26 protein-coding genes are annotated in these 26,258 nt (G+C 64.1%); 18 read left to right on the top strand and 8 right to left on the bottom strand.

Annotation, left to right across the window (positions count from 1 at the left end):
• Window positions 1–35: 35 nt before the first annotated feature.
• Entirely contained in the window at window positions 36–950 is a 915-nt protein-coding gene (locus G5S35_RS26105) for an ABC transporter ATP-binding protein (protein ID WP_065060857.1), read from the top strand.
• On the opposite strand, the gene G5S35_RS26100 is transcribed toward G5S35_RS26105, so the two are convergent.
• Window positions 932–2,023 (bottom strand): LacI family DNA-binding transcriptional regulator, encoded by a 1,092-nt coding sequence (locus G5S35_RS26100; RefSeq protein ID WP_074982004.1) that lies wholly within the window; start codon window positions 2,021–2,023, stop codon window positions 932–934. The genes G5S35_RS26105 and G5S35_RS26100 overlap by 19 nt on opposite strands.
• Window positions 2,024–2,129: 106 nt before the next feature.
• On the opposite strand from G5S35_RS26100, the gene G5S35_RS26095 reads away from it, so the two are divergent.
• The gene (locus tag G5S35_RS26095; RefSeq protein WP_237181721.1) at window positions 2,130–3,335 is read left to right on the top strand and encodes a phytanoyl-CoA dioxygenase family protein; all 1,206 of its coding nucleotides are present in this window, start codon (window positions 2,130–2,132) and stop codon (window positions 3,333–3,335) included.
• 18 nt (window positions 3,336–3,353) lie between these two features.
• Here G5S35_RS26095 and G5S35_RS26090 read toward each other — a convergent pair whose 3' ends face one another.
• The gene (locus G5S35_RS26090) at window positions 3,354–4,262 is read right to left on the bottom strand and encodes a LysR family transcriptional regulator (protein WP_065060855.1); all 909 of its coding nucleotides are present in this window, start codon (window positions 4,260–4,262) and stop codon (window positions 3,354–3,356) included.
• Window positions 4,263–4,424: 162 nt separating this feature from the next.
• Here G5S35_RS26090 and G5S35_RS26085 point away from each other — a divergent pair, with 162 nt between their 5' ends.
• The 4 genes from G5S35_RS26085 (at window position 4,425) to G5S35_RS26070 (ending at window position 9,516) form a co-directional block, all read left to right on the top strand.
• Window positions 4,425–5,306, top strand: coding sequence for an NAD(P)-dependent oxidoreductase (locus G5S35_RS26085; RefSeq protein WP_183039932.1), 882 nt, complete (start codon window positions 4,425–4,427; stop codon window positions 5,304–5,306).
• Between the two features lie 64 nt (window positions 5,307–5,370).
• A complete protein-coding gene (locus G5S35_RS26080; RefSeq protein ID WP_183039931.1) occupies window positions 5,371–6,879 on the top strand; it encodes an aldehyde dehydrogenase family protein in 1,509 nt (502 codons plus the stop codon).
• Window positions 6,880–6,916: 37 nt separating this feature from the next.
• Window positions 6,917–8,254 carry a DUF3100 domain-containing protein gene (locus G5S35_RS26075; RefSeq protein WP_074982010.1) on the top strand — a complete coding sequence of 446 codons (1,338 nt, stop codon included), beginning with the start codon at window positions 6,917–6,919 and terminating at the stop codon, window positions 8,252–8,254.
• A 74-nt stretch (window positions 8,255–8,328) separates the two neighbouring features.
• Entirely contained in the window at window positions 8,329–9,516 is a 1,188-nt protein-coding gene (locus G5S35_RS26070; protein ID WP_183039930.1) for a M20 aminoacylase family protein, read from the top strand.
• Window positions 9,517–9,576: 60 nt separating this feature from the next.
• On the opposite strand, the gene G5S35_RS26065 is transcribed toward G5S35_RS26070, so the two are convergent.
• Entirely contained in the window at window positions 9,577–11,154 is a 1,578-nt protein-coding gene (locus tag G5S35_RS26065; RefSeq protein WP_183039929.1) for an MFS transporter, read from the bottom strand.
• 137 nt (window positions 11,155–11,291) lie between these two features.
• Here G5S35_RS26065 and G5S35_RS26060 point away from each other — a divergent pair, with 137 nt between their 5' ends.
• Window positions 11,292–12,182 (top strand): LysR family transcriptional regulator, encoded by an 891-nt coding sequence (locus G5S35_RS26060; RefSeq protein ID WP_065060850.1) that lies wholly within the window; start codon window positions 11,292–11,294, stop codon window positions 12,180–12,182.
• Window position 12,183: 1 nt separating this feature from the next.
• On the opposite strand, the gene G5S35_RS26055 is transcribed toward G5S35_RS26060, so the two are convergent.
• Window positions 12,184–12,693: a GNAT family N-acetyltransferase gene (locus G5S35_RS26055; protein WP_183039928.1), complete on the bottom strand. Its 510-nt coding sequence runs from the start codon at window positions 12,691–12,693 to the stop codon at window positions 12,184–12,186.
• Window positions 12,694–13,011: 318 nt separating this feature from the next.
• On the opposite strand from G5S35_RS26055, the gene G5S35_RS26050 reads away from it, so the two are divergent.
• From G5S35_RS26050 to G5S35_RS26020, 7 genes are all read left to right on the top strand, one after another.
• Entirely contained in the window at window positions 13,012–14,235 is a 1,224-nt protein-coding gene (locus tag G5S35_RS26050; protein ID WP_183039927.1) for a hypothetical protein, read from the top strand.
• Between the two features lie 17 nt (window positions 14,236–14,252).
• Window positions 14,253–16,826, top strand: coding sequence for a response regulator (locus tag G5S35_RS26045; protein WP_074982018.1), 2,574 nt, complete (start codon window positions 14,253–14,255; stop codon window positions 16,824–16,826).
• 97 nt (window positions 16,827–16,923) lie between these two features.
• The gene (locus G5S35_RS26040) at window positions 16,924–17,508 is read left to right on the top strand and encodes a TetR/AcrR family transcriptional regulator (protein ID WP_183039926.1); all 585 of its coding nucleotides are present in this window, start codon (window positions 16,924–16,926) and stop codon (window positions 17,506–17,508) included.
• A 124-nt stretch (window positions 17,509–17,632) separates the two neighbouring features.
• Window positions 17,633–18,514 (top strand): NmrA family NAD(P)-binding protein, encoded by an 882-nt coding sequence (locus G5S35_RS26035; protein ID WP_065060846.1) that lies wholly within the window; start codon window positions 17,633–17,635, stop codon window positions 18,512–18,514.
• Window positions 18,515–18,887: 373 nt separating this feature from the next.
• Complete coding sequence (locus G5S35_RS26030) at window positions 18,888–19,280, top strand: hypothetical protein (protein ID WP_156773773.1); 393 nt, start codon at window positions 18,888–18,890, stop codon at window positions 19,278–19,280.
• A 60-nt stretch (window positions 19,281–19,340) separates the two neighbouring features.
• Window positions 19,341–19,625 carry a hypothetical protein gene (locus G5S35_RS26025; RefSeq protein ID WP_237181718.1) on the top strand — a complete coding sequence of 95 codons (285 nt, stop codon included), beginning with the start codon at window positions 19,341–19,343 and terminating at the stop codon, window positions 19,623–19,625.
• Between the two features lie 180 nt (window positions 19,626–19,805).
• On the top strand, window positions 19,806–20,882 hold the full coding sequence (locus G5S35_RS26020; protein ID WP_065060845.1) for a helix-turn-helix transcriptional regulator: 1,077 nt from the start codon (window positions 19,806–19,808) through the stop codon (window positions 20,880–20,882).
• Here the strand turns inward: G5S35_RS26020 and G5S35_RS26015 are convergent.
• From G5S35_RS26015 to G5S35_RS26000, 4 genes are all read right to left on the bottom strand, one after another.
• Complete coding sequence (locus G5S35_RS26015) at window positions 20,867–21,274, bottom strand: RidA family protein (protein ID WP_074982025.1); 408 nt, start codon at window positions 21,272–21,274, stop codon at window positions 20,867–20,869. The genes G5S35_RS26020 and G5S35_RS26015 overlap by 16 nt on opposite strands.
• The gene (locus tag G5S35_RS26010) at window positions 21,271–21,861 is read right to left on the bottom strand and encodes a GNAT family N-acetyltransferase (protein ID WP_237181717.1); all 591 of its coding nucleotides are present in this window, start codon (window positions 21,859–21,861) and stop codon (window positions 21,271–21,273) included. Before G5S35_RS26010 ends, G5S35_RS26015 begins: the two co-directional genes overlap by 4 nt.
• A 109-nt stretch (window positions 21,862–21,970) precedes the next feature.
• The gene (locus G5S35_RS39570) at window positions 21,971–23,086 is read right to left on the bottom strand and encodes a methyltransferase family protein (RefSeq protein ID WP_237181715.1); all 1,116 of its coding nucleotides are present in this window, start codon (window positions 23,084–23,086) and stop codon (window positions 21,971–21,973) included.
• Window positions 23,087–23,114: 28 nt separating this feature from the next.
• Window positions 23,115–23,873 (bottom strand): LysE family translocator, encoded by a 759-nt coding sequence (locus tag G5S35_RS26000; RefSeq protein WP_309251713.1) that lies wholly within the window; start codon window positions 23,871–23,873, stop codon window positions 23,115–23,117.
• Between the two features lie 354 nt (window positions 23,874–24,227).
• Here G5S35_RS26000 and G5S35_RS25995 point away from each other — a divergent pair, with 354 nt between their 5' ends.
• Genes G5S35_RS25995 through G5S35_RS25980 form a run of 4 tightly spaced genes read left to right on the top strand, consistent with a single transcriptional unit; the run spans window position 24,228 to window position 26,251 of the window.
• On the top strand, window positions 24,228–24,944 hold the full coding sequence (locus tag G5S35_RS25995) for a beta-ketoacyl synthase chain length factor (RefSeq protein ID WP_074982027.1): 717 nt from the start codon (window positions 24,228–24,230) through the stop codon (window positions 24,942–24,944).
• Complete coding sequence (locus G5S35_RS25990; protein ID WP_074982029.1) at window positions 24,928–25,722, top strand: lysophospholipid acyltransferase family protein; 795 nt, start codon at window positions 24,928–24,930, stop codon at window positions 25,720–25,722. The genes G5S35_RS25995 and G5S35_RS25990 overlap by 17 nt, the downstream gene beginning before the upstream one ends.
• The gene (locus G5S35_RS25985) at window positions 25,697–25,996 is read left to right on the top strand and encodes a phosphopantetheine-binding protein (protein ID WP_065060840.1); all 300 of its coding nucleotides are present in this window, start codon (window positions 25,697–25,699) and stop codon (window positions 25,994–25,996) included. Before G5S35_RS25990 ends, G5S35_RS25985 begins: the two co-directional genes overlap by 26 nt.
• A 3-nt stretch (window positions 25,997–25,999) precedes the next feature.
• Window positions 26,000–26,251, top strand: coding sequence for an acyl carrier protein (locus G5S35_RS25980; protein ID WP_065060839.1), 252 nt, complete (start codon window positions 26,000–26,002; stop codon window positions 26,249–26,251).
• Window positions 26,252–26,258 lie beyond the last annotated feature (7 nt).

The following is a 26,258-nucleotide window of genomic DNA, read 5'->3' as shown; positions in this document are numbered from 1 at the left end:
GCACGCATCGCGTTTTCACATCACAGGACGCCGCCATGTTCAATCCGCAGCCCGTTCCCGACTATCTCCTGCAATCCGAGGCCGTGCGCGAGCGTTTCGCGCGCCTGAAGGCACGCGAGCCGATTCTCGAAGTGCGCAATCTCACCAAGCGTTTTTCGACGCCGCAAGGCGAGCACACCGCGCTGTCCAACGTCAGCTTCACCACGCACAGGCGCGAATTCGTCTGCGTGATCGGGCCGTCGGGTTGCGGCAAGTCCACGCTGATCCGTATGCTCGCGGGTCTCGAAACGCAGACCTCGGGCGAAGTGCGCGTGAACGGCAAGGCCGTGCGCGGACCGGGCGCCGATCGCGGCATGGTGTTTCAGGGCTATACGCTGTTTCCGTGGCTGACCGTGAAGAAGAACGTGATGTTCGGACTCCGTATGAATGGTCAGGGCGCGGCGCAGGCGGAGCGCGAAGCGTTGCAATGGCTCGATCTCGTGGGGCTGGAGAAGTTCGCCAATGCGTATCCGCACCAGCTTTCCGGCGGCATGAAGCAGCGCGTGGCGATTGCGCGGGCGCTCGCGAACCGGCCCGGCATCCTGCTGATGGACGAGCCGTTCGGTGCGCTCGATGCGCAGACGCGCGCGAAGATGCAGGCGCATCTGCTCGATATCTGGCGCAATGTCGACATCACGATTTTCTTTATCACGCACGATCTGGACGAAGCGATTTTTCTCGCCGATCGCATTCTGGTGCTCAAGGCGAATCCAGGCGAAGTGCAGGAGCTGATCGAGGTGCCGGTGCCGCGTCCGCGCAGCTATGCGCAGTTCACGTCCCCGGAATTTCTCGCGACGCGCGCGCGGCTCGACGCGCTGATTCATCCGCCCGCGCAAGCCGAATCCGACGACGACGCGAGCGTGAAGCCGCACATGATCCGTCTCACCGATATTCACGACTCGGTCGAATAAGCGGTCGAATAACCGAGCCGCGCCATGACCGACGCCGGAATGTTTTCCGGCGTCACGACCACGACCGACGAAGACGTCGACACAGCCGAAGCCGGCAGCAGCTTGTGAAACGCCATGACGTGATGGCAGGCCGCGCGCAGATCCTGCCGTAATTCATGATGCAGAACGGCGTGAATCTGGCCATCGCGCAGCAGACGCACGTTGTCGCGGTCGAGATCGTGGCCGATGAAGCAGACCGGATGTTGTTTCCGCTCCGGTTGTCGTTTCGGTTGCCGTTGCGCGAGCGCGCGCAGGATTGCGGGATTGCCGCCGCCCATCGAATAGACCGCGGCGATTTCGCCATGCTGCGCAAGCGCCGCGTGCACGCGCGCTTCGGTGGGCGCGTCGAGTCCGTGCCCGCCGCTCGCATCGACGATCTCCAGATGCGGATAGCGCGCCTCCAGCGCGTGGCGAAAGCCGATTTCGCGTTCTTCCTCGCCGCGAAAGCGTTCGTCGCTCATCGTGACGAGCACGCGGCCCCGCTGTGCGCGCGTCCATTGCCCGATGAGATACGCCGCCGTCGCGCCCGCCACGCGATTGTCCAGACCCGCATAGGCCACGCGGCCCGAATCGGGCAGATCGGTGAAGAGCGTAATGACCGGAATGCCGCGCTGTTGCAGCTCGCCGATGGCGGCCGCAATGGCGGGCACGTCGCGCGCCTTGAGCAGCACGCCGTGACTGCCGCGCCGCGCAATCGCCGCGAGCGTGGCCACGACTTCTTCGGTGCCGATGGTCTCGCGCAGATCGAAGCGCGGCCGGAACACGGCGGGATGCAGGCCGGGCAATTCGGCGTCGAGCGCGTCGCGGATCTCGTTCGCGAAACGCGCGGGCGCTTCGACCACCACATCGACGACGAGCTTGCGGCCCGTGCGCGCCATCTGCAATTGCTGATCTTCCAGCTCGCGTATGGCCTGCTCGACGCGCCGCCGCGTATGGTCGCGCACATGCGCGCGGCCGTTGAGCACGCGATCGACGGTGGCCGGGCCAACGCCGGCCTGAAGCGCGATCTCCTTGACCAGAAAGCGGTGCGCCACGAACCTCACCTCGGTCTTGATGGTTTTTTGATGGATTCATGATAGCCCAGCGCCGCCGCGAGCCGCTATGCTGGGTTTCATCACGATAAAAGCCGCAGGAGACGCGATGAATCACCGAGGCATCGAAATGGCCGCGCAGGCGGTGCAAACGGCGCACGCCTACACGGAGCAGGCGTGCTCGCTGGAGGAATTCGCCGCGCTGATCGAACAGCCGGCACACGTCCCCCGTTTCACGAGCGAGATTCAGCAGAAGATTCCGCTCTACGATTGCGCGGCGCTGGCGGCCAGTCTCGCCGATCCAGCGCGCCGCGCCGCGTTGCTGGCCGAGTGGGCGCAGGTGCTCGACGCAGGCGCGGGCGTGTTCGTGTTGCGCGGCGCGTATGTCGATCCCGCGCCCGTCGATGCCGCGACCGCCGTGTTCGAGACGATCATCGCGAGCGAGCGCACGCAAGGCATTGGTGCGGGCGATCACTTCGCGAAGGCGGGCGCGAACGACCGCATCTGGAATGCGCAGGAGAAACTCTGCGTGCGCGCGCCCGAAGTATTTGCGCGCTATTTCGCCAATCCGGTGCTCGCGGCGGCTTCCGAAGCGTGGCTCGGGCCGGGTTATCAGATGACGTCGCAGGTCAACGTCGTGCGTCCGGGCGGCGAAGCGCAGCGCGCGCATCGCGACTATCACCTCGGTTTTTTGAGCGTGGAGGAGGCGCAGCGTTTTCCGGCGCACGTGCATCGCGTATCGGCGTATCTCACGTTGCAGGGCGCGGTGGCGCACAGCGACATGCCGGTCGAAAGCGGGCCGACCAGGCTGCTGCCGCATTCGCAACGTTACGCGCCCGGTTATGTCGCGTGGCGGCGGGAGGATTTTCGCGCGTATTTCGAGGCGCATTGCGTGCAGTTGCCGCTTGCGAAAGGCGACGCGCTGTTTTTCAACCCGGCGCTTTTTCACGCGGCGGGCGCGAATCGCACCGCCGACGTGCAGCGCATGGCCAATCTGTTGCAGGTGTCGTCGCCGTTCGGGCGCGCGATGGAAACCGTGAACCGGCGACGCATGAGCGAAGCGGTGTTTCCCGTGTTGCGCGAGGCGCGAGCGAGCGGCGCGTGGTCGGCGGCGGAAATCGAAGCGGTGATCGCGTCGTGCGCCGAGGGCTATCCGTTTCCCACCGATCTCGACCGCGACCCGCCGTTGGGCGGACTCGCGCCGCCGAGCCAGCAAGCTATCGTGCGTCAGGCACTCAAGGAAAACTGGACCGACGCCGCGCTTCGTGACGCGTTGCGCGCTTACGATGCGAAGCGCGGCATGGTGGAAGATTAACCGCGGGACACTAACGCCTCAACGAAATGCCCGCATCTGCGAAGTCATCAATTGCAGCATCTTGTTGGCGGCGACCGAGAGTTTGCGGCCCACGCGCGTGACCATATGCGCTTCGGCGTTCTCCAGAATCGGATGCGCGATGTCGATCGCGAACAGTTCCTTCGCCTGCAATTCGGCGGCCACGGCGAATGACGGCATCACCGCGACGCCCAAACCTGAGCGCACGAATTCCTTCAGGATGGCGAACGAATTGGTTGTGACCGTGGGCGCGAGCTTGACGCGTTCCGCGTATTCGACGGCTTCGAGCATTTGCCGCGTGCCATAGGACGGATGCGTGGCGGCCAGCGGATACGCCGCAATCTGCTGCACCGTGAGCACCTTGTGCGTGCGGCGCGGAAAATCCGGCCCGACGATCGCCATCATCGGCTGCCGCTTCGAGGCGCGCGAGACGAGCTTGGGCTCGGCGGGCGGATTGTAGACGAGGCCGATTTCGCCTTCGTCGTTCGAAATCTTGCGGATCACGTCATTGGTGCCGCCCACGTCCAGATTCACGCGGATGCCCGGAAACTGGCGGCAGAACTGCTGCATCGGTCCGGCGAGCAGGTCGGAGACGAAGCCTTCGCCCAGCACCACGTTCACTTGCCCCGTTTTCATGCCGCGCAATTCTTCGAGCCGCGAGAGCAGGTCGTCGCGGTGCGCGAGCTGCTCGCGGAAATATTCGATCACGCAGCGCCCGGCCTCGGTGGGCGTGACGCCGCGCGCGTGGCGCTCGATCAGCGCAGCGTCCAGTTCCTGCTCCAGCAGGCCGATCTGGCGGCTCACGGCGGACGGCGCCACGTCCAGCCAGTCGGCGGCCGCGCGGATCGTGCCGCAGCGCACCGCCTCGTAAAAATAGACGATCCGGCTGTCGGTCAGGGTGTCGCTCATCGTCGTGCTCGGGGTAAAGGATCGGGCGAGTGTTCTAAAAATTAGAACAAAACCAATATTGGATGAGATTGATTATACGGCTCGCGTCGCCGAACATGAGGTCAATCGAGCGCCGGCGGGGCTTTGCCGCCGGCCGAACCAAGGGTTTTTCTGGAGACGCGCATGAAAACGGTAGGCGTGATTGGTCTGGGCAATATGGGGCGCGGCATGGCCGGCTCGCTGCAACGCGGCGGTTTTAACGTGCTGGGCTTCGACGCGGCGCCGGGCGTGGCCGCCGCGCTGGCGGAGCAGGGCGTGGTGAGCGCGCGCGAGTCGATCGCCGAGATCGCCCGCGACGCCGACGTGCTGTTGCTCTCGCTGCCGACCTCGGCGATCGTCGAGCAAGTGGTGCTCGGCGAACACGGCGTGCTCGCGAATGCGCGCCCCGGCACGATCGTGATCGACACCACCACCGCCGATCCGGACAGCACGCGCCGCGTGGCCGCGGAGCTGGCGGAGCGCGGCATCGGCTTCATCGACGCTCCCGTGAGCGGCGGCCCGAAGGGCGCGGCCACCGCGACCATGACGATGGTGCTCGGCGGCGCGGACGCGCATATCGCAGCCGTCACGCCGATCCTCGAAACCATCAGCGCGAAACGCGTGCACGTCGGGCCGGTCGGCGCGGGTCACGTCACCAAGCTGCTCAACAATCTGCTGACCGGCGTGCATCTGCTGGTCGCGAGCGAAGCGGTGCGCACGGCGCGCGCGGCGGGCGTCGATCCCGAGAAGCTCGTCGATGCGCTCAACGGCGGCTCGGGCCGCAACAGCGCGACGCTCACGAACTACCCGACGTGGATCTTCAATGGCGCGTTCGACTCCGGCTTCACGATGAAGCTGATGCGCAAGGACGTGCGCCTCGCGATGGCGCTGCTCGACAAGATGGACAGCCACGCGCCGGTCGCGCGCGAAGCGGGCCGTCTGTGGGCCGAAAGCGCGGCGTCGATTGGCGACGCGGAGGATTTCAACCGCATCGTCGAGTTCGTCGAAACGGTGGCTCAGGACTGAGCGCCGCCGCTTTTCGCCATCACGCACCCACTCATCAGCACGTAATCAGCACGGAATCACGGACATGACCCAGCACGCAGACCTCTTGCTCGCCGCGTTCGCGCACTTCTTCCCGGGCGCGAAGACGCTCGGTTCGTATATCGACGGAGAACTGGTCGAAGGCCAGGGCGAACCGGTTCAGCTTTACGACGCGGCCACCGGCCTCGCCTCGCTCACCTACCGCGACGCGGGCGCGGCGCTCGTCGATCACGCCGCATCGAGTGCGCGCCGCGCGCAACGCGAATGGTGGGCGCTCACGCACATGGCGCGCGGTCGCGTGATGAACGACGTCGCGCGCGCGATCCGCGCCCAGGTCGAACCGATGGCGCGGCTGGAATCGCTGGGCTCGGGCAAGCCGATCCGCGATTGCCGCGGCGAAGTCGCCAAGGTCTCGGAGATGTTCGAGTACTACGCGGGCTGGACCGACAAGTTCTACGGCAGCGTGATTCCGGTGCCCACTTCGCACCTCAATTACACGCGCCGCGAACCGGCCGGCGTGGTGCTGCAGATCACGCCCTGGAACGCGCCGGTGTTCACCTGCGGCTGGCAGGTCGCGCCCGCCGTCGCGATGGGCAACAGCGTGCTGCTCAAGCCTTCGGAACTGACGCCGTTCACCTCGCTCGCGCTCGCACGCATCGCCGAGCAGGCCGGTCTGCCGCGCGGTCTCGTGAACGTGCTGGCCGGTTTCGGTCACACGGTCGGCCAGGCGGCCATCGCGCATCGCACGGTCAGCAAGGTCGTGTTCGTCGGCTCGCCCGCGACCGGCGCGCGCATCGCCGAAGCGGCCGCGCGCCGCGTGGTGCCGTGCGTGCTCGAACTGGGCGGCAAATCGGCGAATATCGTGTTCGCGGATGCCGACCTCAAGCGCGCGGCGCTGACCGCCCAGGCCGCGATTTTCGCGGGCGCCGGCCAGAGCTGCGTCGCCGGGTCGCGTCTGCTGGTGCAGCGCGCCGTGTACGACGAATTCGTGGCGATGGTGGCCTCGGGCGCGAAGCAGATTCGCGTGGGCGCGCCGCTCGACGACGCGACCGAAGTCGGGCCGATCAACAATCGCAAGCAATACGATCACGTGATGTCGATGATCGCGCGCGGCGTGGCGGACGGCGCGACGCTCGCGGCCGGTTCGGCCGAGCGCGGCGACGGCGGCTATTTCGTCGCGCCGACTGTGCTCGCGGGCGTGACGAACGACATGGACGTGGCGCGCACCGAGATCTTCGGGCCGGTGGTCGCGGCGATTCCGTTCGACACCGAAGAAGAAGCCGTGGCGATTGCCAACGACACCGACTTCGGCCTCGCGGGCGCGGCCTGGACGACCGACGTGGCGCGCGCGCATCGCGTCGCCGCGCAGGTCAACGCGGGCACGTTCTGGGTGAACGGCTACAAGACCATCAACGTGGCGTCGCCGTTCGGCGGCTACGGCCTGAGCGGCTATGGCCGTTCGAGCGGCGTCGAGGCGCTGTACGAGTACACGCAGACCAAGAGCGTGTGGGTCGAGACGGCGGAAGCGCCGCCGACCGCATTCGGCTATCTGTAACACGGGCGCACGCGCGGCCTGGACGAAGGAGACTGAGATGGAGCACACCATGGGGATCGAACGGCAGCAGGCCGGCGGCAGCGGCACGGCCAAGGTCATGCTGTACGCGGCGGGCATTCTGCTGATCGCGGAAGCAATCGGGTCGTTCACGTTCAAGATCGGGCCCGGCAAGGTCGTGCTGCTGCCGATGATCTGGGCGCTGCTGCTGGGCGCGGCGCTCGGCCTCGCGAGCGAGCGCTGGAAAAGCGCGGCGCGTCTCGACACGTCGAATCAGTTTCTCGCGGCGGCCATTCTGCAACCGGCGCTGCTGCTGTTCGTCTCGAAGCTCGGGCTGATGGTCGGCAGCGCATTGCCGAAGCTCGCGGCGGCGGGCTGGGCGCTCGCGTTCCAGGAGTTCGGGCACTTCGTCGGCACGATTTTGCTGGGCTTGCCGCTCGCGCTGCTGCTCGGCATCAAGCGCGAAGCGATCGGCGCGACCTTCTCGGTGGGCCGCGAGCCGAGCCTCGCGATCATCGGCGAGAAGTACGGCATGGATTCCGCCGAAGGGCGCGGCGTGCTGGCCGAATACCTGACCGGCACCGTGTTCGGCGCGGTGTTCATCGCGATCTTCGCGGGCTTCGTCGCGAGCCTCGGCATCTTCGATCCGCTCGCGATGGCGATGGGTTCGGGCGTCGGCTCGGGCAGCATGATGGCGGCCGCGTCGGGCGCGATCGCCGCGCAGCAGGACGCCGAAACCGCGAAGTCGGTGCTCGCGTTCGCGGCGGCCAGCAATCTGATCACGACGACCATCGGCACGTATTTCACGCTGTTCATCTCGCTGCCGCTCGCGGTCTGGGGTTATCGCGTGCTCGAACCGCTGATCGGCCGCACGACGAAGGCGTCGACCCAGGACGACGCGAGCGCGCGTCCGTCGCTCGGCGACTTGCAGACCGAAGCGCCGTCGCTCGGCTATGGCGGCAAGCTGCTCGCGTGGGTCGTGACCGCCGCGATGGCGCTCGTGTGCGACTGGATGGCGCACGGCACCACGCCGCTGGTCGGGCTGCCCGGCATCGCGATCATGGTGGGCGCGACCATCGTCGGCGACGCGCTCGCGCGCGTGACCGGCAGCAAGATTCCGGCCGTCTGCTGGGTCTCGGTGGTGGCGATGTTCCTGACTTCGCCGTGGTGCCCGTGGGGCACGCAGATTTCGGCCCTCAGCGCGCACAACGATTTCCTTGGCGTGACCACGCCGATGCTGGCCTTCGCGGGCCTCTCGATCGCGAAGGACATTCCGGCGTTCCGCCGCCTCGGCTGGCGCATCGTGCTGGTGTCGTTCGTCGCCAACGCGGGTACGTTCATTGGCGCGACGCTCGTCGCCCAGCTCTTCCACATCTGATTTCACGCGCCTGCGCGCCCGTACCGCCTTCGTGCGGCGACGGGCGCGCGGCGCTTTCTTCCGCTTTCCTCCGCATGAAACTGATCGATTCCATTCAGGCGAACGCCGGCGCGTTGCAGGCGATCCGCCGCGATATTCACGCTCATCCCGAGATTGGCTACGACGTGCAGCGCACCGCCGCGCTGGTGGCCGGGCGGCTCGAACAATGGGGCTTCGCGGTCACGCGCGAAGTCGGCAAGACGGGCGTTGTGGGCACGCTCACGCGCGGCACGAGCACGCGCGCCATCGGTCTGCGCGCCGACATGGACGCGCTGCCGGTGCAGGAGGCCAACACCTTCGCGCATCGTTCGACGGTGGCGGGCGCGATGCACGCGTGCGGCCACGACGGCCACACGGCGATGCTGCTCGGCGCGGCGCAACACCTGGCCGCACACGGCGCGTTCGACGGCACCGTCAACGTGATTTTCCAGCCCGCCGAGGAAGCGGGCGGCGGCGCGCGCGCGATGATCGACGACGGTCTGTTCGAGCGTTTTCCGTGCGATGCCGTGTTTGGCCTGCACAACTGGCCGGGCATTCCGGAGGGCGATTTCGCGGTGCGTCCGGGCGCGCTGATGGCTTCGACGAGCCTCTTTCGCATCACGCTGCGCGGCGCGGGCTGTCACGCGGCCATGCCGCATCTGGGCCGCGATCCGGTGTTCGCGGCGGGGCAGGTGCTGAGCGCGCTGCAGGGCATCGTCACGCGCAACCGCAATCCGATCGACGGCGCGGTGCTGTCCGTCACGCAGATTCACGCGGGCGAGGCGCTCAACGTGGTGCCGACCGACGCGTGGCTCGGCGGCACCGTGCGCACGTTCTCCGACGAAACGCTCGATCTGATCGAGCGCCGCATGAAGGCGGTGGTGGCGGCGACGGCGTCGGCGTTCGACTGCGAGAGCGAGGTCGATTTCGAGCGCCAGTATCCGGCGACGATCAACGATCCCGCGCAGACCGCGCTGGCGGTCGAGGTGATGCGCGACCTGGTCGGCGACGAGCACGTGAACGCCACCGCCGAACCGACGATGGCCGCCGAAGACTTCTCGTTCATGCTGCGCGCGAAGCCGGGCTGCTATGCGTTCATCGGCAACGGCAGCGGCGATCATCGCGCGGTGGGGCACGGCGCGGGTCCGTGTCTGCTGCATAACGCGAGCTACGATTTCAACGATGCGCTGCTGCCCGTGGGCGCGAGTTACTTCGTGAAGCTCGCCGAGCGTTTCCTCGGCTGAAATTCGACGTTCGACGTTCGACGTTCGACGCTCGACATTCGCCGCGCGCGCCGCGCATCCTCACGGCGCGCTCGTCCTGATTTCGCCGACTTCGCAGGCTTGCGCGTCGCGCCATTCGTCCTGGGCGCGCACGCGCGCGAGGAACGCGAACGCCGCGAGCGCGCAGACCAGCGTGATGCCCGCGAGCACCTGCAACAGCACGCCGAACGCCGTGCGATAGCTCGCTTGCAGCGCCGCGTGCGCGACGCCCGGCAACAGCGCGCTCGCGTTCGCGAGATCGCCGGTGGCGAGGCGCGCGGCCGCGGCGTTGAGCGTCGCCGTATCGGCATGCGTTGTCAGCGCGTGCAGATGCCCTTGCGCGAGCGCCGCGAGCAGCGCGTTCACGACCGCGAGCGCGATGCCTTCGCCCGCCACGCGCGTCGTGCTGAAAATGCCGGTCGCCATGCCCGCGCGCGACTTCGGCACCACGCTCACCGACAAACCGTCCATCAATCCCCACGGCAATCCCGCGCCCACGCCAATCGCGATCATCGCCCAGGTTGCGCCGCCGGCGCTCGCAGGCGTCGCGCCGCCCACGTCGTGCAGCGTGCTGCCGAGCGCGAGCAGACCGGCGGCCGCGATCGTCAAGCCGATACCCGAAATCACGCCCGCCGAGAGCCAGCGCGTGAGCGCCGCGGCGATGAAGGGCATGACGAGCATCGGCGCCGACAAGGCCAGCATCAGCAGGCCCGCGTGCGTTTCGCTTACGCCGTCGATGCCGATGAAGCGCAGCGGCAGCATCACCAGCAGCACGATATAGCCGTAGCAGGTCGCAATCGGCAGCACCTGCACGCCGACGAAACGCGGATAGCGAAACAGCGAGAGATCGAGCATGGGCCGTGCGACGCGCGTTTCCACCGCCACGAACGCGAGCGCGCACACGGCGCAGGCCGCGAGCAGCGCGAGCACGGGCGCGGAGGTCCAGCCGCGCGTGGGCGCTTCGATCACGCCGCATGTGAAGGCCGTGAGCGCCGCGGTGAACGTGAGCGTGCCTGCGAGGTCGAGTTGGCGCGCGTGCGGATCGCGCGACTCGCGCATGCGCGGCACGCCGAAGACGAGCGACAGCGCGCCCGCCACGGCGCCCGTCGCGAAGATCGCGCGCCAGCCGAACTGCGCGATCAAACCGCCTGCGATCACCGGTCCGAACGCGAGCCCGATGCCGAAGGTCGCCCCGAGCGTGCTGAAGGCGCGCGTGCGGGCGTGGCCGTCGAATTCCTGCGCGAGCGCGGCGGTGCCGCCCGCGAGCGCCGCGGCTGCCGCCATGCCCTGCGCGCCGCGCAACAGATCGACGACGATCGACGGCGCGAAGCCGAGCGCGAGCGAACTGAGCGTAAAGCCCGCCACGCCCCAGGCGAAGATGCGCTTGCGGCCGTAGCGGTCGGCGAGCGTGCCCGCCGCCATCAGCAGGCTGCCGAAGGCGAGCATGAACGCGTTGGTGATCCAGTTCATGGCGACGGCGCTGCCGCCCAGATCGCGCCCGATGGCGGGCGTGGCGACCGCGCCGCCCGAAAATGCGAGCGGCATGGCGAGCGCCGCGATACAGACGGCGCCGAGCACGACGAGGCGTCGCGCCGGGTCGCCGGGGTGGGAAGGTTGCATCACGCTCCTCCTGAGTGCTTGAATGCTGGAGCGAGTCACGATAATTCGGATTCAATCGGCGAAAAAGAAGGTGCCGTTCCGTAAATTGCGGCGCTATATTCCGCAATACGTCGGCAAAGATCGGATCAAATCGGGGTATGGACAATCTCAACGGCATCGTCGCGTTCGTGCGCACGGCGGACACGCTCAGCTTCGTGGCGGCGTCGCGGCATCTGGGCATTTCGGCGTCGGCGGTCGGCAAGACCATTGCGAAGCTCGAACGCTCGCTGGGCGTGCGCCTCTTTCACCGCACCACGCGCCGCGTGACGTTGACCGAGGAGGGGCGGCGCTTTTACGAAAGCTGCCAGCGGATTCTCGACGAACTGCGCGACGCCGAAGCGATGCTTTCGCAGGCCGCGCAGACGCCGCGCGGGCGGCTGCGCGTGAGCCTGCCCGTGATCGGCTACCGCTTTTTGCTGCCGGTCTTGCCCGCGTTCGGCGCGCGGTATCCGGAGATCGAACTCGACCTCGATTTCAACGACCGTCTCGTGGATGTGGTGGATGGCGGTTTCGACGCCGTGATCCGCAGCGGCGCGCTCACCGATTCGAGCCTGATGTCGCGCCGCCTCGGACCGTTTCGCTTCGTGCTGTGCGCGTCGCCCGATTACGCGGCGCGCTTCGGCCTGCCGGGCTCGCTCGCGGACCTCGCGCGGCATCGTTGCGTGCGCTACCGCTTTCCGACCACGGGCAAATTGCAGCCGTGGACGCTCGAAGCCGACGGCACGGAGCCGCCCCACCTCGGCGCGGCGATGACGTGCAACAACATGGAAGCGTTGCGCGGCGCGGTGATCGCGGGCTTCGGCATCGGCTTCATGCCCGACTTTCTCGCGCGCGAGGCGCTCGAATGCGGCTCGCTCGTGACCGTGCTCGACGACCACACGATCGCGCCCGGTCAGTTTTCGATTCTCTGGCCCTCGAACCGGCAACTGATGCCGAAGCTGCGCGTATTTGTCGACTTCATGTGCGAGCAGCTGTTTCGCGAGAGCTGATTCAGGCGTCGCGATCCGAGACGATCGCCCAGCGTTCGTGATCGCGCCAGATGCCGCCGATCCGCAGATAGCGCGGCGAAAACCCTTCTTTGCTGAAGCCCACGCGGCGCACCAGCGCGATCGACGCGCTGTTTTCCGGCTGGATATTCGCTTCGAGCCGGTGCAGGCCGAGATCGTCGAAGGCGTAGGCCACGGCGGCGCGCAGTGCTTCGGTCATCCGCCCCGTGCGCGCGAAACGCGCCATGCCGTAGTAGCCCAGATACGCGCTCTGAAACACGCCAGCGACGATCTCGCTGAGATTGATGACGCCGACAATGCCGCCGCTCGCGGCCTCGCGCGCAATCAGGCTCGCGTTCGGGCCGCTCAGACCGCGCCCGAACCAGGCGTCGAAACCCGCCTGATCCGTGAAGGACGTGACCCAGGGCAGATGATGGGACTGGCTTTCGAGGTTCGCGGCAATCAGGTCGGGCGCGTCGGCGCGCGTGACGCGGTTCAGCAGAATGGGGCGCATGGGGATCGGGAATTCGGGGCAAAAAGGCGGGAGGGAAAGATAGCAAATTCTCTGGTCGCTCAATAAAAAATGGTGCCGAAATTCTCTAAGGCGGGCTTATTCGGGGCGCTATTCGCATGCGTTATCGACGCTATCCAAATTGCATAAAAAATCGCCGAAATCCGGGTAGACGAATGATTCGAACGGGCGAGTATCGTCATGCGCCCGAACAGACGGCCACACGCTATGGGTTTTCTCTAGAGTTGAAGGATCGCCGGTCATGCACGAGCGGCGATACCGCGCCGATTTCAGGCGCAACCTCAACCCAAGGAAAATTAGATGAGCACGACTTATCACCACGAACTCGCTGCGGAGTTCAAGCTTGCCGACGTCAACCTGGGCGATGTCCACGCGCCGTTAGCACTCAAACGTACGATTCATCCTGAATCGATCCGCGACAACCTGCCGGTCGGTCAGGGCGGCATTGGCTTTCTTTTTCATGCCACCGACTGGGAGACGCTTTCATTCTCATTCCATAACGTCAAGACGCGTAATGAGGCATTCGAGGAAGAGCTGTGGCGCACGCCGCCTTTCATTGCGTCGCCGATTTATTCGGGCACGCAAATGATCGGCGCGAATATCGCCTGTCCCGTACCGCTTGAAATGTGGCTCGGCAGTCCGCGCGGCATCAAGCGCTTTCGCGAGACGCAATTTTTTCCGGCACTCGAACTGGCGCGCCGCGCGGGTCTGAACATGGTGGCGATGGGCGCGTCCACGCCTTATGCCTGCAATTACGGCGCGCTGCCGCGTCCGATCAAGCCGCCTCATATCACGACCGGTCACGCGGCCACGGCGGCGATGCTCAAGGAATGGGCCATGCACTGCTGCAACGAAGTCGGGCTCGATTTCGGCAAGACGCGGCTCGCGTTGTTCGGCGCGGCGGGACGGCTCGGCACGACGGTCGCGCGCTACGCGACGTACAAGGACGCACCGAAGGAGCTGATCCTGATCGATCTGCCCGACAAGGTGAATTTGTTGCACGATCAAGCGAAGGAATTGCTGGCCTCGGATCTGCTGGGGCACACGAAAGTGTCCGTGCATACCTTCAGCCCCGACACGCCGCTGCCACAATTCGACGGCGCCATTCTCGCGAGCAGCACCAGCGTGCCGTATTTGACCGCCGCCGACCTCAAACGCGCGCAGTTCTGGATTGACGATTCGCATCCGCGTGCGGCGAGTGTCGAAGCGGAACTCGCTTCGCGTGGCCATACGCTATATATTGAGTGTTTTGCCCGTGGCCCGGTTGGGCTCGATACGGCATTCCCGTTCCGCTTACCGTCCACTCGCGATTGCTATACCTGCTTTGCCGAAGGTTATGCCGCGTGGCAAGAGGGCATTGCGTCCGATTTCATTATCGGCAGTCCGCCCGTGTGGTCCGTATCCTATACGCATGGACTGGTAAAGAAATACGGTTTTTCAGTCGGGCCATTTCACGGGAAAAATGGCTTGCCGATCGAAATGGATATGCGCCATGACGGCAAACCGGAACTGGTAGGACCATAACGATTAACGGAGGCCCAATCGTGATGTCGCGCGAGCGCATGGGGGAGATGCTGGAACGTAGCCGGCTGGCTATCCGATGGGGAGGCATATTGGGCCTCCTGTGCCACCCCATCTATTACCTGGTCTGGACCTATGTCCTGCCGCAGCCCTACGATAATCTCGCCCTGCGTTTGAGCGCGGCGCTCGTTTGCGTGCCGTTGATCTTCCAGGCGTACTGGCCGCGGCGTTTCAATCATTACCTGCTGCTTTACTGGCACGCCTGCCTGATTTACGTCTTGCCGTTCGTCTGCACGTTTCTGGCTATTCGTAATGGATTTTCGACGATGTGGATGATGACGGAAGTCATGATGATTTTTATCATGGCGCTCTGCATCGACAGTCCGCTTTTACTGATGGCCTGTATTGGTGTCGGCGTGGCAACCAGTTCGGTGGCGGCGGTGGTTACGTCGCCCGTTCCTGTTGTGCTGAGCACGGCCAATCAATCCGATCTCGCCTTGCTGCCCGTGGTGATGTTGTGCAGCATGGCATTCAGTCATGCAATCAGCATCGGGCGTATTTTCGTTGAAAAGAATCGGGTATTGCAGGCGCTTGCAGGATCTATTGCGCATGAAATGCGTAATCCGCTGAGCCAGTTGAAACACGTGCTCGAAAACGTCGAGGAAAATCTGCCCGCGGCCACCGAGCCGAATCGTCCTGCGGTGCTGTCGCACGACAAGGCCGCTGCGCTTTACCGGCATCTCGCGCAGGGCAAAACGTCGATCGAGCGCGGTCTGCGCATTATCGCCATGACGCTGGACGAAGTGAGCGCCAAACCCATTCGCTCGGACCGTCTCGCGTATCTGAGCGCGGCGGCCACCACGCGCAAGGCGCTTGAAGAGTTCGGTTTCGACGACGAAGACGAACGCAGCAAAGTCAAGCTGCTCGTGCGTGAAGACTTCACCTTCAAGGTCGACGAAACGGTTTATCTGTTCATTCTCTTCAATCTCATGAAGAACGCGCTGCATCACATGGCGGCGCGCGCATCGTCCACGTTGACGCTCACGGTCGAGCGGCAAAGCATTATCGTGCGCGATACCGGTTCCGGTATTGCGCCTGAGATGCTCGCGCATCTATTCGAGCCGTTTCGCACGTCCGGCAATTCGGCGGGAACGGGGCTCGGTCTCGCCTATTGCCAGCGCGCGATGCAGGCGTTTGGCGGCACTATCGCGTGCCGCTCCGAAGTGGACAAATTCACGGAATTCGCGCTGCATTTTCCGGCGATTCCCGATCGTGAAGTGGCCGAATACGAGCGCGAAATGCTCGATCGCGCGCGTCCGGTTTTCGAAGGCAAGCGCATTCTGCTCTGCGACGAGGACGTGTATCAGCGCGCGAAAACGCGTCGCGTGCTGGCGGGCATGGGCGCACAGGTCAGCGAGGCCGACAACGGCCAGCTCGCGCTGGCCATGCTGCGCGAGCGCGGCGGCGAGCATTACGACCTCGTGCTGATCGAAGCGAACATGCCGGCGCTCGACGGCTATGCGGTCGCGGAGCGCATTCGCGCGTCGAATCATCGGGCGATCCAGAACATCCTGATCGCGGGCTTTGCGGCGCAGCCCGGCGGCGTGGCGCAAGTGCTCGCGCGCCGCGCGGGCATGGACGTCATGCTCGGCAAGGCGGGCAGCGTGCTGGAGCTGATCGGCGCGTTGCAGGCGCTGTTCGAAAGCGGCGACCGGCGCGTGGCGCGCAAGGGCGTCGAACGGCTGTCGGGCAAGTCGATCCTCGTCGCCGACGACGATACCTATAGCCGCTCGATCGCCAAAGCCTGGCTCGAACGCAGCGGCGCGCGCGTGATCGAGGCCGAGCACGGCCACGCGGTGCTCGACCATTTGCGCGCGGGCGAGGTCATCGACGCCATTGTCATGGACATGAACATGCCGGGCATGGGCGGCCCCGACACCACGGCGGCGATCCGCGCGCGCACGGACGCGTATGCGAACGTGCCGATCGTCGCGCTCACGGGCCAGTCCGATATGGAGGCGATTCGCGAGTGCCTGAGCGTGGGCATGGACGACGTGCTCGTGAAGCCCGTGCAGGCCGCCGTGCTGTGCGCGGCGGTGTCGACGCAGATTGCGCGGCTCGGCGCGAAGGCGTCGCCCGCGAGCGCGGAACCGGCGCCGTTGCCGCCGATGGTGCACGATCTCACGCTGCCCACCGGCCGCGAGTTGCTCGACGAACTGCAACTGGGTGAATTGACGGCGCTTGGGTTGATCGACCAGACCTTTCTCGACGGCGTGGCGCAGATTCGCGCGCTCGTCGACGAACTCGTGCGCGGCGCGCGCTCGATGGAATCGGAGCCCGCGCACACGGCGCTGCATCGGCTGCTGGGCGTGAGCGGCAATATCGGCGCGAAATCGCTGCATGCGTTCGGGCGCACGATTTATCCGCGTATCGTCGACGGGCAGTGGCCGCTGGAGCCCGACTGGATCGAGCAGATCGCCGCGCTGGGCAAGCGCTCGGCCGACGCGCTGGAAACGTATTTCGATTCGGTCACGCCGCTGCGCCATCCCGACCGCGCGACGAACGCAAGCGCGACGCGTTTGCTAACGTTATGAGCCGCCTGCATCGCTCCGGATGATCGCGAAATGCGCCTTGACTTCGATTTAGATGACGACTAGCATCTAAATCATCGAATCACGGAGCAGGCGCACCATGAGGAAATCGAGGGCCGAAACCGCCGAAACGCGCGAGCGCATCGTGGCGGTCGCCGCCGAGGCATTCCGGGCCGACGGCATTCACGCCACCGGCGTCGCCGACGTAATGGCCGCAGCGGGCCTGTCGCACGGCGGCTTCTACCGCCATTTCGAATCGAAGGATCAACTGGTCGCCGAGGCCTGCGAGGCCGGGTTGAGCGGCATCGTCGGCACGCTCGCGGCTGCCGCGCAAGGGCAGGCGGGCGAGGACGCATTCAAGGCCGTGGTCGACGCCTATCTCTCGACCGGCCATCGCGACGCGCCCGGGCGCGGTTGCCCGATCGCGGGCATGGGCAGCGAACTGGCGCGCGCGGACGACGCGACGCGTGAAGTGGCCGCGCGCGGCATCGACGAACTGGTCGATCTGCTCGTCAGCCCCCGTGAGCGCGCGGGTGAAGGCGAGGACGCGCAAGCGGGCCGTTCGCGTGCGCTGCTCGCATTCTCGGCGATGGTGGGCGGGCTCACGCTATCGCGCATCGTCGCGGACCCGGAGGCTTCGGCCTCGCTGCTGAACACGATCAAACAACAACTCGAAACGATCTGAACGAGCGGTGCGTATCGCGCGCTGCATTTTTTTACTGCCGTATGTGCATATGCACTAATAAGGATATCGAATCGATAGCCGATTCTTTGTCCGCATCTGAACCCAACCTGAACGGAGAGTCATCATGGAAAAGCGCAAATACCTGATTACCGGCGCGACCGGCAAAACCGGCGTCTACACGGTCAACAATCTGCTGGCGGCGGGCCACGACGTTCGCGCCATGGTTCACGGCGAAGACGCGCGCAGCGCCGCGCTGCGCGAGGCGGGCGCCGAAGTGGTGGTGGGCGATCTGCTCGATCACGACGATCTGCTTCGCGCGACCGATGGCGTGACGGGCGCGTATCTGTGCTACCCGGTGCGTCCGGGCTTCATTCAAGGCACCGCGTATTTCGCAGACGCCGCGCGCCGCGCGGGCCTCGACGTGGTCGTGGAAATGTCACAAATCTCCGCGCGTGAAGATGCGAAAAGCCATGCTGCCCGCGATCACTGGATTGCCGAGCGTGTGCTCGACTGGTCGGGCGTGCCGACGGTTCACATTCGTCCGACGTTCTTTTCGGAATGGCTGATTTTCCCGTGGGTGCGCGACACGATCGTCAAGGAAGGCCAGATCACGCTGCCTTATGGCGAAGGGCGTCACGCACCGATCGCGGCGGAAGATCAGGCGCGCTTCATCACGGCGGTGCTCACGCAGCCGTCCGCGCATATCGGCAAGGCTTACGAGCTGTGCGGGCCGGTCGAACTCGATCATCACGAGATCGCGCAGAAGATCAGCGAAGTCATCGGCCGGAAGATTGTCTATAACCCCGGCACGCTGGACGACTATCGTGCGCATTTGCAACGCTACGATTTGCCGGAGTTTGCGATCCAGCATTTCATTGAAGTCGCCGTCGATTACCGCAATGGTGTGTTTAAAGGCAGCGACCATATTATCGAGCAGGTGACTGGCAAGGCGCCGCAAACCGTTGAAGCATTCGTGCGCACCAATAGTCAGCTTTTTTCAGCATGATTCGTGCTGAACGCCCGCTCGCGGATGAGCGGGCGTTCGCGTGTTTATCGCTGGCGGCGAATTGCCTTAAAGCGTTCACGTGAACGTCAAATAGTCGTCATGTCCGCGCGCCGGCCTTGAGCCATCGGGGACTCACGCGTGCCGGCGTTCCATATATTGGGGAAACTCCCAAATCGCATCACCCTTCCACGCGGATTTAACAAAGTTAGAATGAAATCTCTAGGTCGCAAATGCAACGGCGGGACGGCGGCCTGAACTGTGTGCGCGAGCGTACATAACGACGACGGCGAAGTAGAGGAGGCGGACATGGAGCAATCCTGGATCGGGCTGGCGGCCGGTGCAATCGTGCTGGCGTTGGTAGCGATGTCCACGCGTGCGCACTATCGCCGGGAACGCCGACGCGCTGACTTGCTGCGTCATCTGGATCATCACGACTGGTGCCGCTGGACGCGAGTACGTCGTTAGTCATCCTGATAGAAATTCAGGGGTGGTTATTGTGCACACAACGGGGGCAATCGTGGGCTATGACTTCGCGGAGAAGGATCTGGCGCACATCCAGAATATCCTGGGCCATCTCGAGCATACGGCCGGGAAAGACAGCGCCGCGGCGACCGGCGCAGGCATCAGCCTGAACTACTGGCGCGCGCGAGTGCGAACCTTGCTGGCCATGCCGCTTTTGCCGATTCACATCGAAAAGCAGGCGAAAGCACTGCTTGCGCGTCTCGATCGTCTCGAAGACTCGCGACGGTGTGCGACGCCGGGTTGACGGGCCGGGCGGGAATCGAAATTGCTGCCTGGTCTTTCGGCCCGTTGAATGGTGTGCATCATGTTGCGCAACTACGAGTACGAAGGTTACACGTTCGAAGTGTCCGTCGAGTCCTGCGTCATGGTCGGCTCCGTGCCTCATGCGCTCAAGCGTGGGGGCTATGTGGCGGTCGTCACCCTCTATTGGCGGGGCGAGGTAGTCTCGGTGTTTTCTCCATTGAGATTCGGCGATATTGGCGGTCGTCCGTTCGCCACCGATATCGACGCGCTCATGGGCGGTTATAGCGCCGCACGAAAAATCGTCGATGATTTTTTTCTTCACGCGTCCGTTAAAACGCCGAAATAAACCGGGCAAACGTTTGCCAAAACTTGAGGCGTTTGCTCAAGTAAAGCACGACGTCCTTGCTGAATCCATCATTGCGATAAACGAAAAAGTGATTCGGCGACGATGCGCCAATATCACCGTAAAGTTTTCGTGTGGTCTGACGATAAGCACAGGGATAAACAAAAATGACCAGCAGTCTCCATGCTTACTCAGGAAGAAAAAACCGTACTCGACATCATGGGCACGCAGCCGGATCGCGCGTGGCCTTCGAATATTCTTAAGGAAGCGGTGCTGGCGCGGCTGCCGGAGTTGGGCGAGAAGACCGTGCGCCGGTTATTTGTGAAGCTCGAAGAAGATGCATTGATCGAGCGCGACGGCAACGGCCGCAATACCACGTGGATACTGCTCGCGCGCGGGCCGAGCGAAACCATTCGGCCGACCGTCGATATTTCGCTGGCTCTGCTGAAACTGCGTCAACTCGCGCGACACCATTTGCCGCCGGGAAAAATCGGCGACTTCCGGGAATATCTCGCGGGCGCGAATCGCGTGCTCGGTGTGCCGCCGCTCGACTCCCGCACGCGCGACGCACAGGCCTGGATCGGCAAGACCGCGCGCGTCGCGCCCGGTTATCCGGTGCTTGAACCGGAAATCGACGAGACCGTGTTCGATACGGCGTGCGCTGCGCTCTATCGCGACGAAACGCTGCACATCACCTATCGATCCGCCGACGCGAGCGAAGGCGCCACGCGCGACTATCTCGTGCTGCCGTATGCGATCGTCGAGAAAGCGCCGTTCTGGTATCTGGTCGTGAGTCTGCGCCGTTCGAGCGGCGCGCAGGGTGCGCCCTTCCTGCTACGCATGGACCGTGTGCAATCGGTCGCACCGCGCGGCTACGATTTGAAGCGCGATACGAATTTCGATCTCGCCGCGTTCATTCGCAGCGAACGCGTTTTCGAATGGTTTCCGGAAATGCCCGAGCGGTGCGTGTTGCGCGTGACGGAGACGAATGGCATTCCGAGTGCGTTTCGCGCGGCGCGTCTCTCGGACGATCAGGTGATCGAGGAAGTTGCGGGCGGTTTTATTCTCACGGCGACACTCACGCCTTCGCGCGCGTTGCGCAATCTGCTGCTCGAACACGCGCCCACGGTGGAACTGCTTTCGCCAGCGCACCTGCGTGCGGAGATTGCCCAGACGCTGATGGCGGCGGCTACACGCTATGCGACGCCTTATGGGAATTCCGACGTGGACTCCGACGTCGACGCTTACACCGCGCCCTGAGCGCGCTGCACCGCCACGCACTTGATTTCCACGAGCAAGCCTGGATGCGCGAGTTCCGCTACGCCGATCGCCGTCCAGGCGCAGGTTCCGCGCGGGAAAACGCGATTCTTCACCTCGCGAAAGACGGCCATGTGCGCCTGCATCTGAACGTGATATGTCGTCATGTCGACGATATCGTCGAATGTGCAGCCCGCCGCCTCCAGCACGATACGCAGATTGTCCCAGCACGCGCGGAACTGCGCCTCGGGATCGGCGATCACGTCGAGGTCGGCGGTGCGCCCGACTTGTCCGGCGCAATAGACGGTTGCGCCAACCTTCACGGCGGGCGCGTAGCCCGCGTGCTCGACAATGCGCTGCATGGCAGGCGGAATGATGACTTCACGGTCGGTCATGAACCCGATCCTTCGGTAAAAGCAGGCTGGGCGTATTTCAAACCCGCGCGCCAATCGCGCCGCAATCGCCCGTATAGTGCGCTGTCGCTGATATCGTCGCCGACGATCCAGCGTTCGCGCAACAGACCTTCGCGCACGAAATCGAGCCGCTCCAGCACGCGCGCGGAAGCAAGATTGCGCGGATCGATATCGGCTTCGAGGCGATGGAGCTTCGCGATATCGAACGCGTAATCGACGACGGCCGCCGCCGCCTCGCTCATATAGCCTTTGCCCCAATGCCGCCGTTGCAGGCTGAAGCCAATTTCGGCGCGGCGGCATTGTGCGTTCAGATGAAAGAGATCGCAACCGCCGATGACTTCGCCGCTATCCAGCGTCTCAATGGCGCTCACGAACACTTCGCCGTTGGCGGCCGATTGCAGGACTTTCTCGATGCGCGCTTCGGCTTCGTGCGCGTGCTGCATGGGCGCGAACGAAAAATAGCGCATGGCTTGTGCGTCGGACCAGATGGCGAAGAACGCGCGCGCGTCGGTTTGTTCGAGCGGGCGCACGCGCAGGCGTGCCGTGATCAGCGTGACAGGTTCGAACATGGCGAGCAATATCCGCGTGTGAATGGCGCAGGATATTTCAACCCTTGGCATTTAGCAATTCGCGAACGGGTTGATTGCCAGCATGCGCGCCCGAATGCGCGCGATTACTTTAGAAGAACCTCGGCAGCAGCCGAAAACGCACGCGCTCGCGATAATCACGGTAGGCGGGATCGTTTGACAACAGCCGCTCTTCGCGCACGATACGGCTGATTTGCAGCGCCCAGAGGCACAGAATCACCGCGAGGTTTCTGATGCCGAAATTCGGCAGCAGAAAGCCAATATCTCGGATGAAATAGCCGAGATAAACCGGATGCCGGACCCATCGATAAGGTCCATTCACGACCACGCCGCGATTGCCCGGCAGCAGCCCGAATGAGCGGCGCAGACAGAGTTTCGCCCAGATCGAAAACAGCACGCCGCCGATTTGCAGCGTGGCGCCCACGGTATCCGGCAGCAGATGAATACCGGGCCGCAACTGGACAAACAGAAAATACCAGCTCGCGCCAAACGTTACGAAGATGCTGAACGGATGCCAGTCGCGCGCACGCGGCAGGCGCGCCATCAGCGAGACGGCAATCGTCACGGCTTCGCCAATCGCGAGAATCAGCAAGGTAATGCGCGATTCGTCGAGTCGATACTGTTTCAGCAGCGTGTGGAGAAAGAGGAGCAGCAGGAGTACGCTGCCGGTCCGCAACACGATTTCCAGGGCGATTGCCGATGCCGTTGCGCCGCGCGTAGCCGCAGCGTCCGCCTTGGGCGGATCGGACAGGGTCGCGGGTGCAGGAGGGGACATGGATCGGCGCTCGACAAACTCGGGTTGGCTGCCGCAATAGCGGCGCGATGACGACAGTTCATGCAATAACGGTCGCCGAATTCGATTTCTGTAGGGAATCGTAAGGCGTTGTAGTGAGTTGCGCCATTGATCACCCGTGCCGCATATAGCTATTCCGGCGATGGCCTGGCGTATCGAAGGCGACTGTTCAGTAAGCACTTCGTCGTAAACAGATTGAAAAGCAGCGCGGAGCGTTACGCGCTGTAAGGACACACCGGGGACGTAGAACGGATACGCTTCAGTGATGGCGATCGGCAGCGGGTCGGGCCGCACGAGATACGGCGTGATGCGCGCGAATATCGTCGAAATGAACAGCACGGCGATGCCGCGATGTTTTCCGCCTGTCGATACGCAGTGAATCGGTATCGACGAAACGGTTTGAATTCGCCGCACGGCTATGCGTGCGCGAATTCAATGACGCTCAATGCGCGAGCGCCCAGATCAGCGAACCTGAAAACAAGGCCACGACCACCGACGCACAGCGCTGGATAATCGCGGGCCGCAACAGCGGCAGACGGCCTTCGCGTGGCGCCGCGCCAATGGCAATCCACGCGCAGCCAATTGGAATCAGCAGAATCGCGAATAACGCCATGGCTTCCAGCCAGATTGAAAACGTGGCGAATGCCGCGGGCGGAAAAATTGAACCCGCAAACAGAATGGCTTTCGGATTGAGCACCGTCGCGCTAAACAGCGTGCGCGGGCCAATCACTTTAACGTTCGATGTTTCGATCGAATCGGCCGTGAGCCACAGACGTATTGCAAGCCACGCGAGATACAGGCTGCTGGCCACGCGCAGAATCTTGGGCAACCAGCTCAGCGATTGCGAAGCGTGCGTGAAGCAGAGGCCCCAGACCGTAATCGAGACGAGATAACCGGCCAGTTCGAAAGCGGTCAGATGCGCGGAGCGCCGAAAACCCAGTCTCAAGCCGGCGGCGGCGAGCAGGGTGTTGGTCGGTCCGGGCATGAGCAGCACGATCGCGCAGCCCGACGCCATCAGCGCGGCAGAGGAAAGGGTGAACATGAGGTGAGCACGAGTGACCGATACAAGCGTGCCGGCCCGCATCGAGCGAGCAGCGGGGCGGCAAAAAGGCAGAGTAGCCGCCAGAAGCGCGCAACCTTGCCGTGAGCCCGACATTTTACGACTTTCGCGGCCGCTGCCTGGTTTATTGCCGGGCTTCACGTTTTTGCGCGCAGAGTGCCATGACTATAAAGTTGCTAACGCAGCCATATAAGGGGCGGAACGGAGCGGCGCGCGGATTCAGACTATGCGGAATGAATCGTATTGACGAATTGGGCTATTTCTGCCGTCAATTTGAAGGTGATGTTAAAACATTGTTAAGCCATTGATTTAAAAGTGAGTATTGATTATAGTCGCGGAATTCTAAAATATTTCGGCGATATCCCTAAATAAAGCTCATGAGATGCCGTTAAAGTGAGCGCGAGATCTCGCCCCTGCCTTGACGCGGGGCGGGAACAATAAACATACACCGTTCGGGGCGCGACACACTCGCTTGTGTCGCCAAGACCACCTCCTATGCCTGATTTAGCCTGGACCGTGCCCGTGGCGCGATGGTCCTTCTGGTCTTCCACTTCGGAAAGCCCGCCGGCTGTTGCATTCGTCGACCCGATGATGCGCCGCCGGCTGAGTTCGCTTTCGCGGATGGCCCTGAAAGTGGCGGGCGATTGCGTCGATGCGAGCACGCCGGTGCGCGTGGTGTTCGCGTCGCGGCATGGCGAGTTGCGCCGCACGACCGACATTCTGGGCGACATCGAAGCCAGCAAACCGGTCTCGCCGAACGCGTTCAGTCTTTCGGTGCTCAACGCCATGTCGGGGTTATTCGGCATCGCGCGCGGCGACCGCTCCGCCGCCACGGCGGTCTCGGCCGGCGCTGAAACGCTGGGCTACGCGCTGCTCGAAGCGCACGCGCAATACGCAAGCGAGCCGGGCGCGCCGGTCCTCGTGATTTACGCCGACGAACCGGCGCACGCGCGTTACGGCGATATCGAACAGGAAGTGCAGGGCGGCGCGTTCGCGTTGCTGCTCGATGCGGGCGAGTCTTCGCAAGGCCGCCTCGCGTGCTCGGTGGCGCCCGATGCTTCTACGCAAACTCATACGCAAAATCCCGCTTCGCTCCGCAAATTCGCGACGCAGAGCGAAGCGCTGCATCACTGCCTGAGCGCGGGCGAATGTGCTGCGTGGGACGGCGCGGGCGGCACATGGCAATGGAGCTGGCATGCCGGCACGGCTTGATTACGGCTGGCGTCTGTTCGCCACGGCGCTCAGTTTCGTGGTGTTCGGCGTGTGCGGGCTGCTGTTTTCGCTGGTCGCGTTTCCGCTTGCGTGCGTCTGGCCGCATCGCGCGTCGCGTCAGCGCGCCATGTCGGCCATCATTCACGCGTTCTTCCGCGCGCTCGTGGCCGCGTTGCAGCGCATGGGCGTCATGAAGCTCGACGTCGAAGGCGTGCAGGCGCTGCGCTCGGGCACGCCCGCCATCGTGGTCGCGAACCATCCCACTTATCTCGACGTGGTCGTGCTGCTTGCGCTGATGCCGTCGGCCTGCTGCGTCGTCAAGAACGCGCACTGGAGCAATCCGTGTCTGTGGGGCATCGTGCGCGCGGCCGAGTACGTGAGCAACGCCGATCCGCAGGGCTTCGTGGAAGACTGCGCGCGCCAGCTCGCGAACGGCTACAGCATGATCATTTTTCCCGAAGGCTCGCGCAGTCCCGCGCCGAATCGTCTGCATGCGTTTTCGCGCGGTTTCGCGCATACGGCGCTGGAGGCCGGCGTGCCGATCCAGCCGGTGCTGATGCACTGCGACCCGCCCGCCTTCACCAAGCAGATGCGCTGGTATCACGTGCCGGAGCGGCCCTTTCGCATGACCGTGAACGTGCTGGCGCCCATCGGCGTGGAGCGGCTCGCGCCGCGCGAGATGCCCTCGGCGCTCGCTGCACGCAACGTCACGCGCGCCATCGAGGCGCACATCACCCAGTACCTGTTCGACTATGGATTCTTTAAAACTGGAAATTAAGCAGCTCCTGATCGAGGCGCTCGATCTGGAGCATCTCACGCCCGCCGATATCGACGACGACGCACCGCTGTTCGATACCGACGGCGTGGGGCTCGATTCGATCGACGCACTGGAGATCGGCATCGTGCTGCGCCAACACTATCAACTGACCATCGCTGCCGACGACGAAAACGTACGCGGCCATTTTCGTTCGATCACCACGCTCGCGGCGCTGGTCGCGGGTCATCGCAACGAAAACGAAACGCTGGAAGCCACTGCAGGCAAGGGGGATTGAATCATGAACGACGCAGAAATTCTCGGGCGCATCCGCGAGATCTTTCAGGAAAATTTCGACATCGAGCCGTCGCGCGTCACGCCTGAAGCGCACCTGTTCGAAGAGCTGGATCTCGACAGCATCGACGCCGTCGATCTGGCGATCAAGCTGCAGGAAATGACGGGCCGCCGCATCAAGCCGGAAGAGTTCAAGTCGGTGCGCACGGTGGGCGACGTGATCGCCGCTGTGGAGTCGCTGCTCGCGACCCAGGCTTGAGGCCGTC

The organism is Paraburkholderia tropica (assembly GCF_014171495.1).
Lineage (GTDB): Bacteria > Pseudomonadota > Gammaproteobacteria > Burkholderiales > Burkholderiaceae > Paraburkholderia > Paraburkholderia tropica.
This window is presented reverse-complemented; position numbering and strand designations above follow the sequence as displayed.

Coding starts and splice junctions, on each gene's coding strand:
- G5S35_RS26105 (WP_065060857.1), top strand. CDS start 36: ATGTTCAATCCGCAGCCCGTTCCCGACTATCTCCTGCAATCCGAGGCC.
- G5S35_RS26095 (WP_237181721.1), top strand. CDS start 2,130: ATGAATCACCGAGGCATCGAAATGGCCGCGCAGGCGGTGCAAACGGCG.
- G5S35_RS26090 (WP_065060855.1), bottom strand. CDS start 4,262: ATGAGCGACACCCTGACCGACAGCCGGATCGTCTATTTTTACGAGGCG.
- G5S35_RS26085 (WP_183039932.1), top strand. CDS start 4,425: ATGAAAACGGTAGGCGTGATTGGTCTGGGCAATATGGGGCGCGGCATG.
- G5S35_RS26080 (WP_183039931.1), top strand. CDS start 5,371: ATGACCCAGCACGCAGACCTCTTGCTCGCCGCGTTCGCGCACTTCTTC.
- G5S35_RS26075 (WP_074982010.1), top strand. CDS start 6,917: ATGGAGCACACCATGGGGATCGAACGGCAGCAGGCCGGCGGCAGCGGC.
- G5S35_RS26070 (WP_183039930.1), top strand. CDS start 8,329: ATGAAACTGATCGATTCCATTCAGGCGAACGCCGGCGCGTTGCAGGCG.
- G5S35_RS26065 (WP_183039929.1), bottom strand. CDS start 11,154: ATGCAACCTTCCCACCCCGGCGACCCGGCGCGACGCCTCGTCGTGCTC.
- G5S35_RS26060 (WP_065060850.1), top strand. CDS start 11,292: ATGGACAATCTCAACGGCATCGTCGCGTTCGTGCGCACGGCGGACACG.
- G5S35_RS26055 (WP_183039928.1), bottom strand. CDS start 12,693: ATGCGCCCCATTCTGCTGAACCGCGTCACGCGCGCCGACGCGCCCGAC.
- G5S35_RS26050 (WP_183039927.1), top strand. CDS start 13,012: ATGAGCACGACTTATCACCACGAACTCGCTGCGGAGTTCAAGCTTGCC.
- G5S35_RS26040 (WP_183039926.1), top strand. CDS start 16,924: ATGAGGAAATCGAGGGCCGAAACCGCCGAAACGCGCGAGCGCATCGTG.
- G5S35_RS26035 (WP_065060846.1), top strand. CDS start 17,633: ATGGAAAAGCGCAAATACCTGATTACCGGCGCGACCGGCAAAACCGGC.
- G5S35_RS26025 (WP_237181718.1), top strand. CDS start 19,341: ATGTTGCGCAACTACGAGTACGAAGGTTACACGTTCGAAGTGTCCGTC.
- G5S35_RS26020 (WP_065060845.1), top strand. CDS start 19,806: ATGCTTACTCAGGAAGAAAAAACCGTACTCGACATCATGGGCACGCAG.
- G5S35_RS26015 (WP_074982025.1), bottom strand. CDS start 21,274: ATGACCGACCGTGAAGTCATCATTCCGCCTGCCATGCAGCGCATTGTC.
- G5S35_RS26010 (WP_237181717.1), bottom strand. CDS start 21,861: ATGTTCGAACCTGTCACGCTGATCACGGCACGCCTGCGCGTGCGCCCG.
- G5S35_RS25995 (WP_074982027.1), top strand. CDS start 24,228: ATGCCTGATTTAGCCTGGACCGTGCCCGTGGCGCGATGGTCCTTCTGG.
- G5S35_RS25990 (WP_074982029.1), top strand. CDS start 24,928: ATGCCGGCACGGCTTGATTACGGCTGGCGTCTGTTCGCCACGGCGCTC.
- G5S35_RS25985 (WP_065060840.1), top strand. CDS start 25,697: ATGGATTCTTTAAAACTGGAAATTAAGCAGCTCCTGATCGAGGCGCTC.
- G5S35_RS25980 (WP_065060839.1), top strand. CDS start 26,000: ATGAACGACGCAGAAATTCTCGGGCGCATCCGCGAGATCTTTCAGGAA.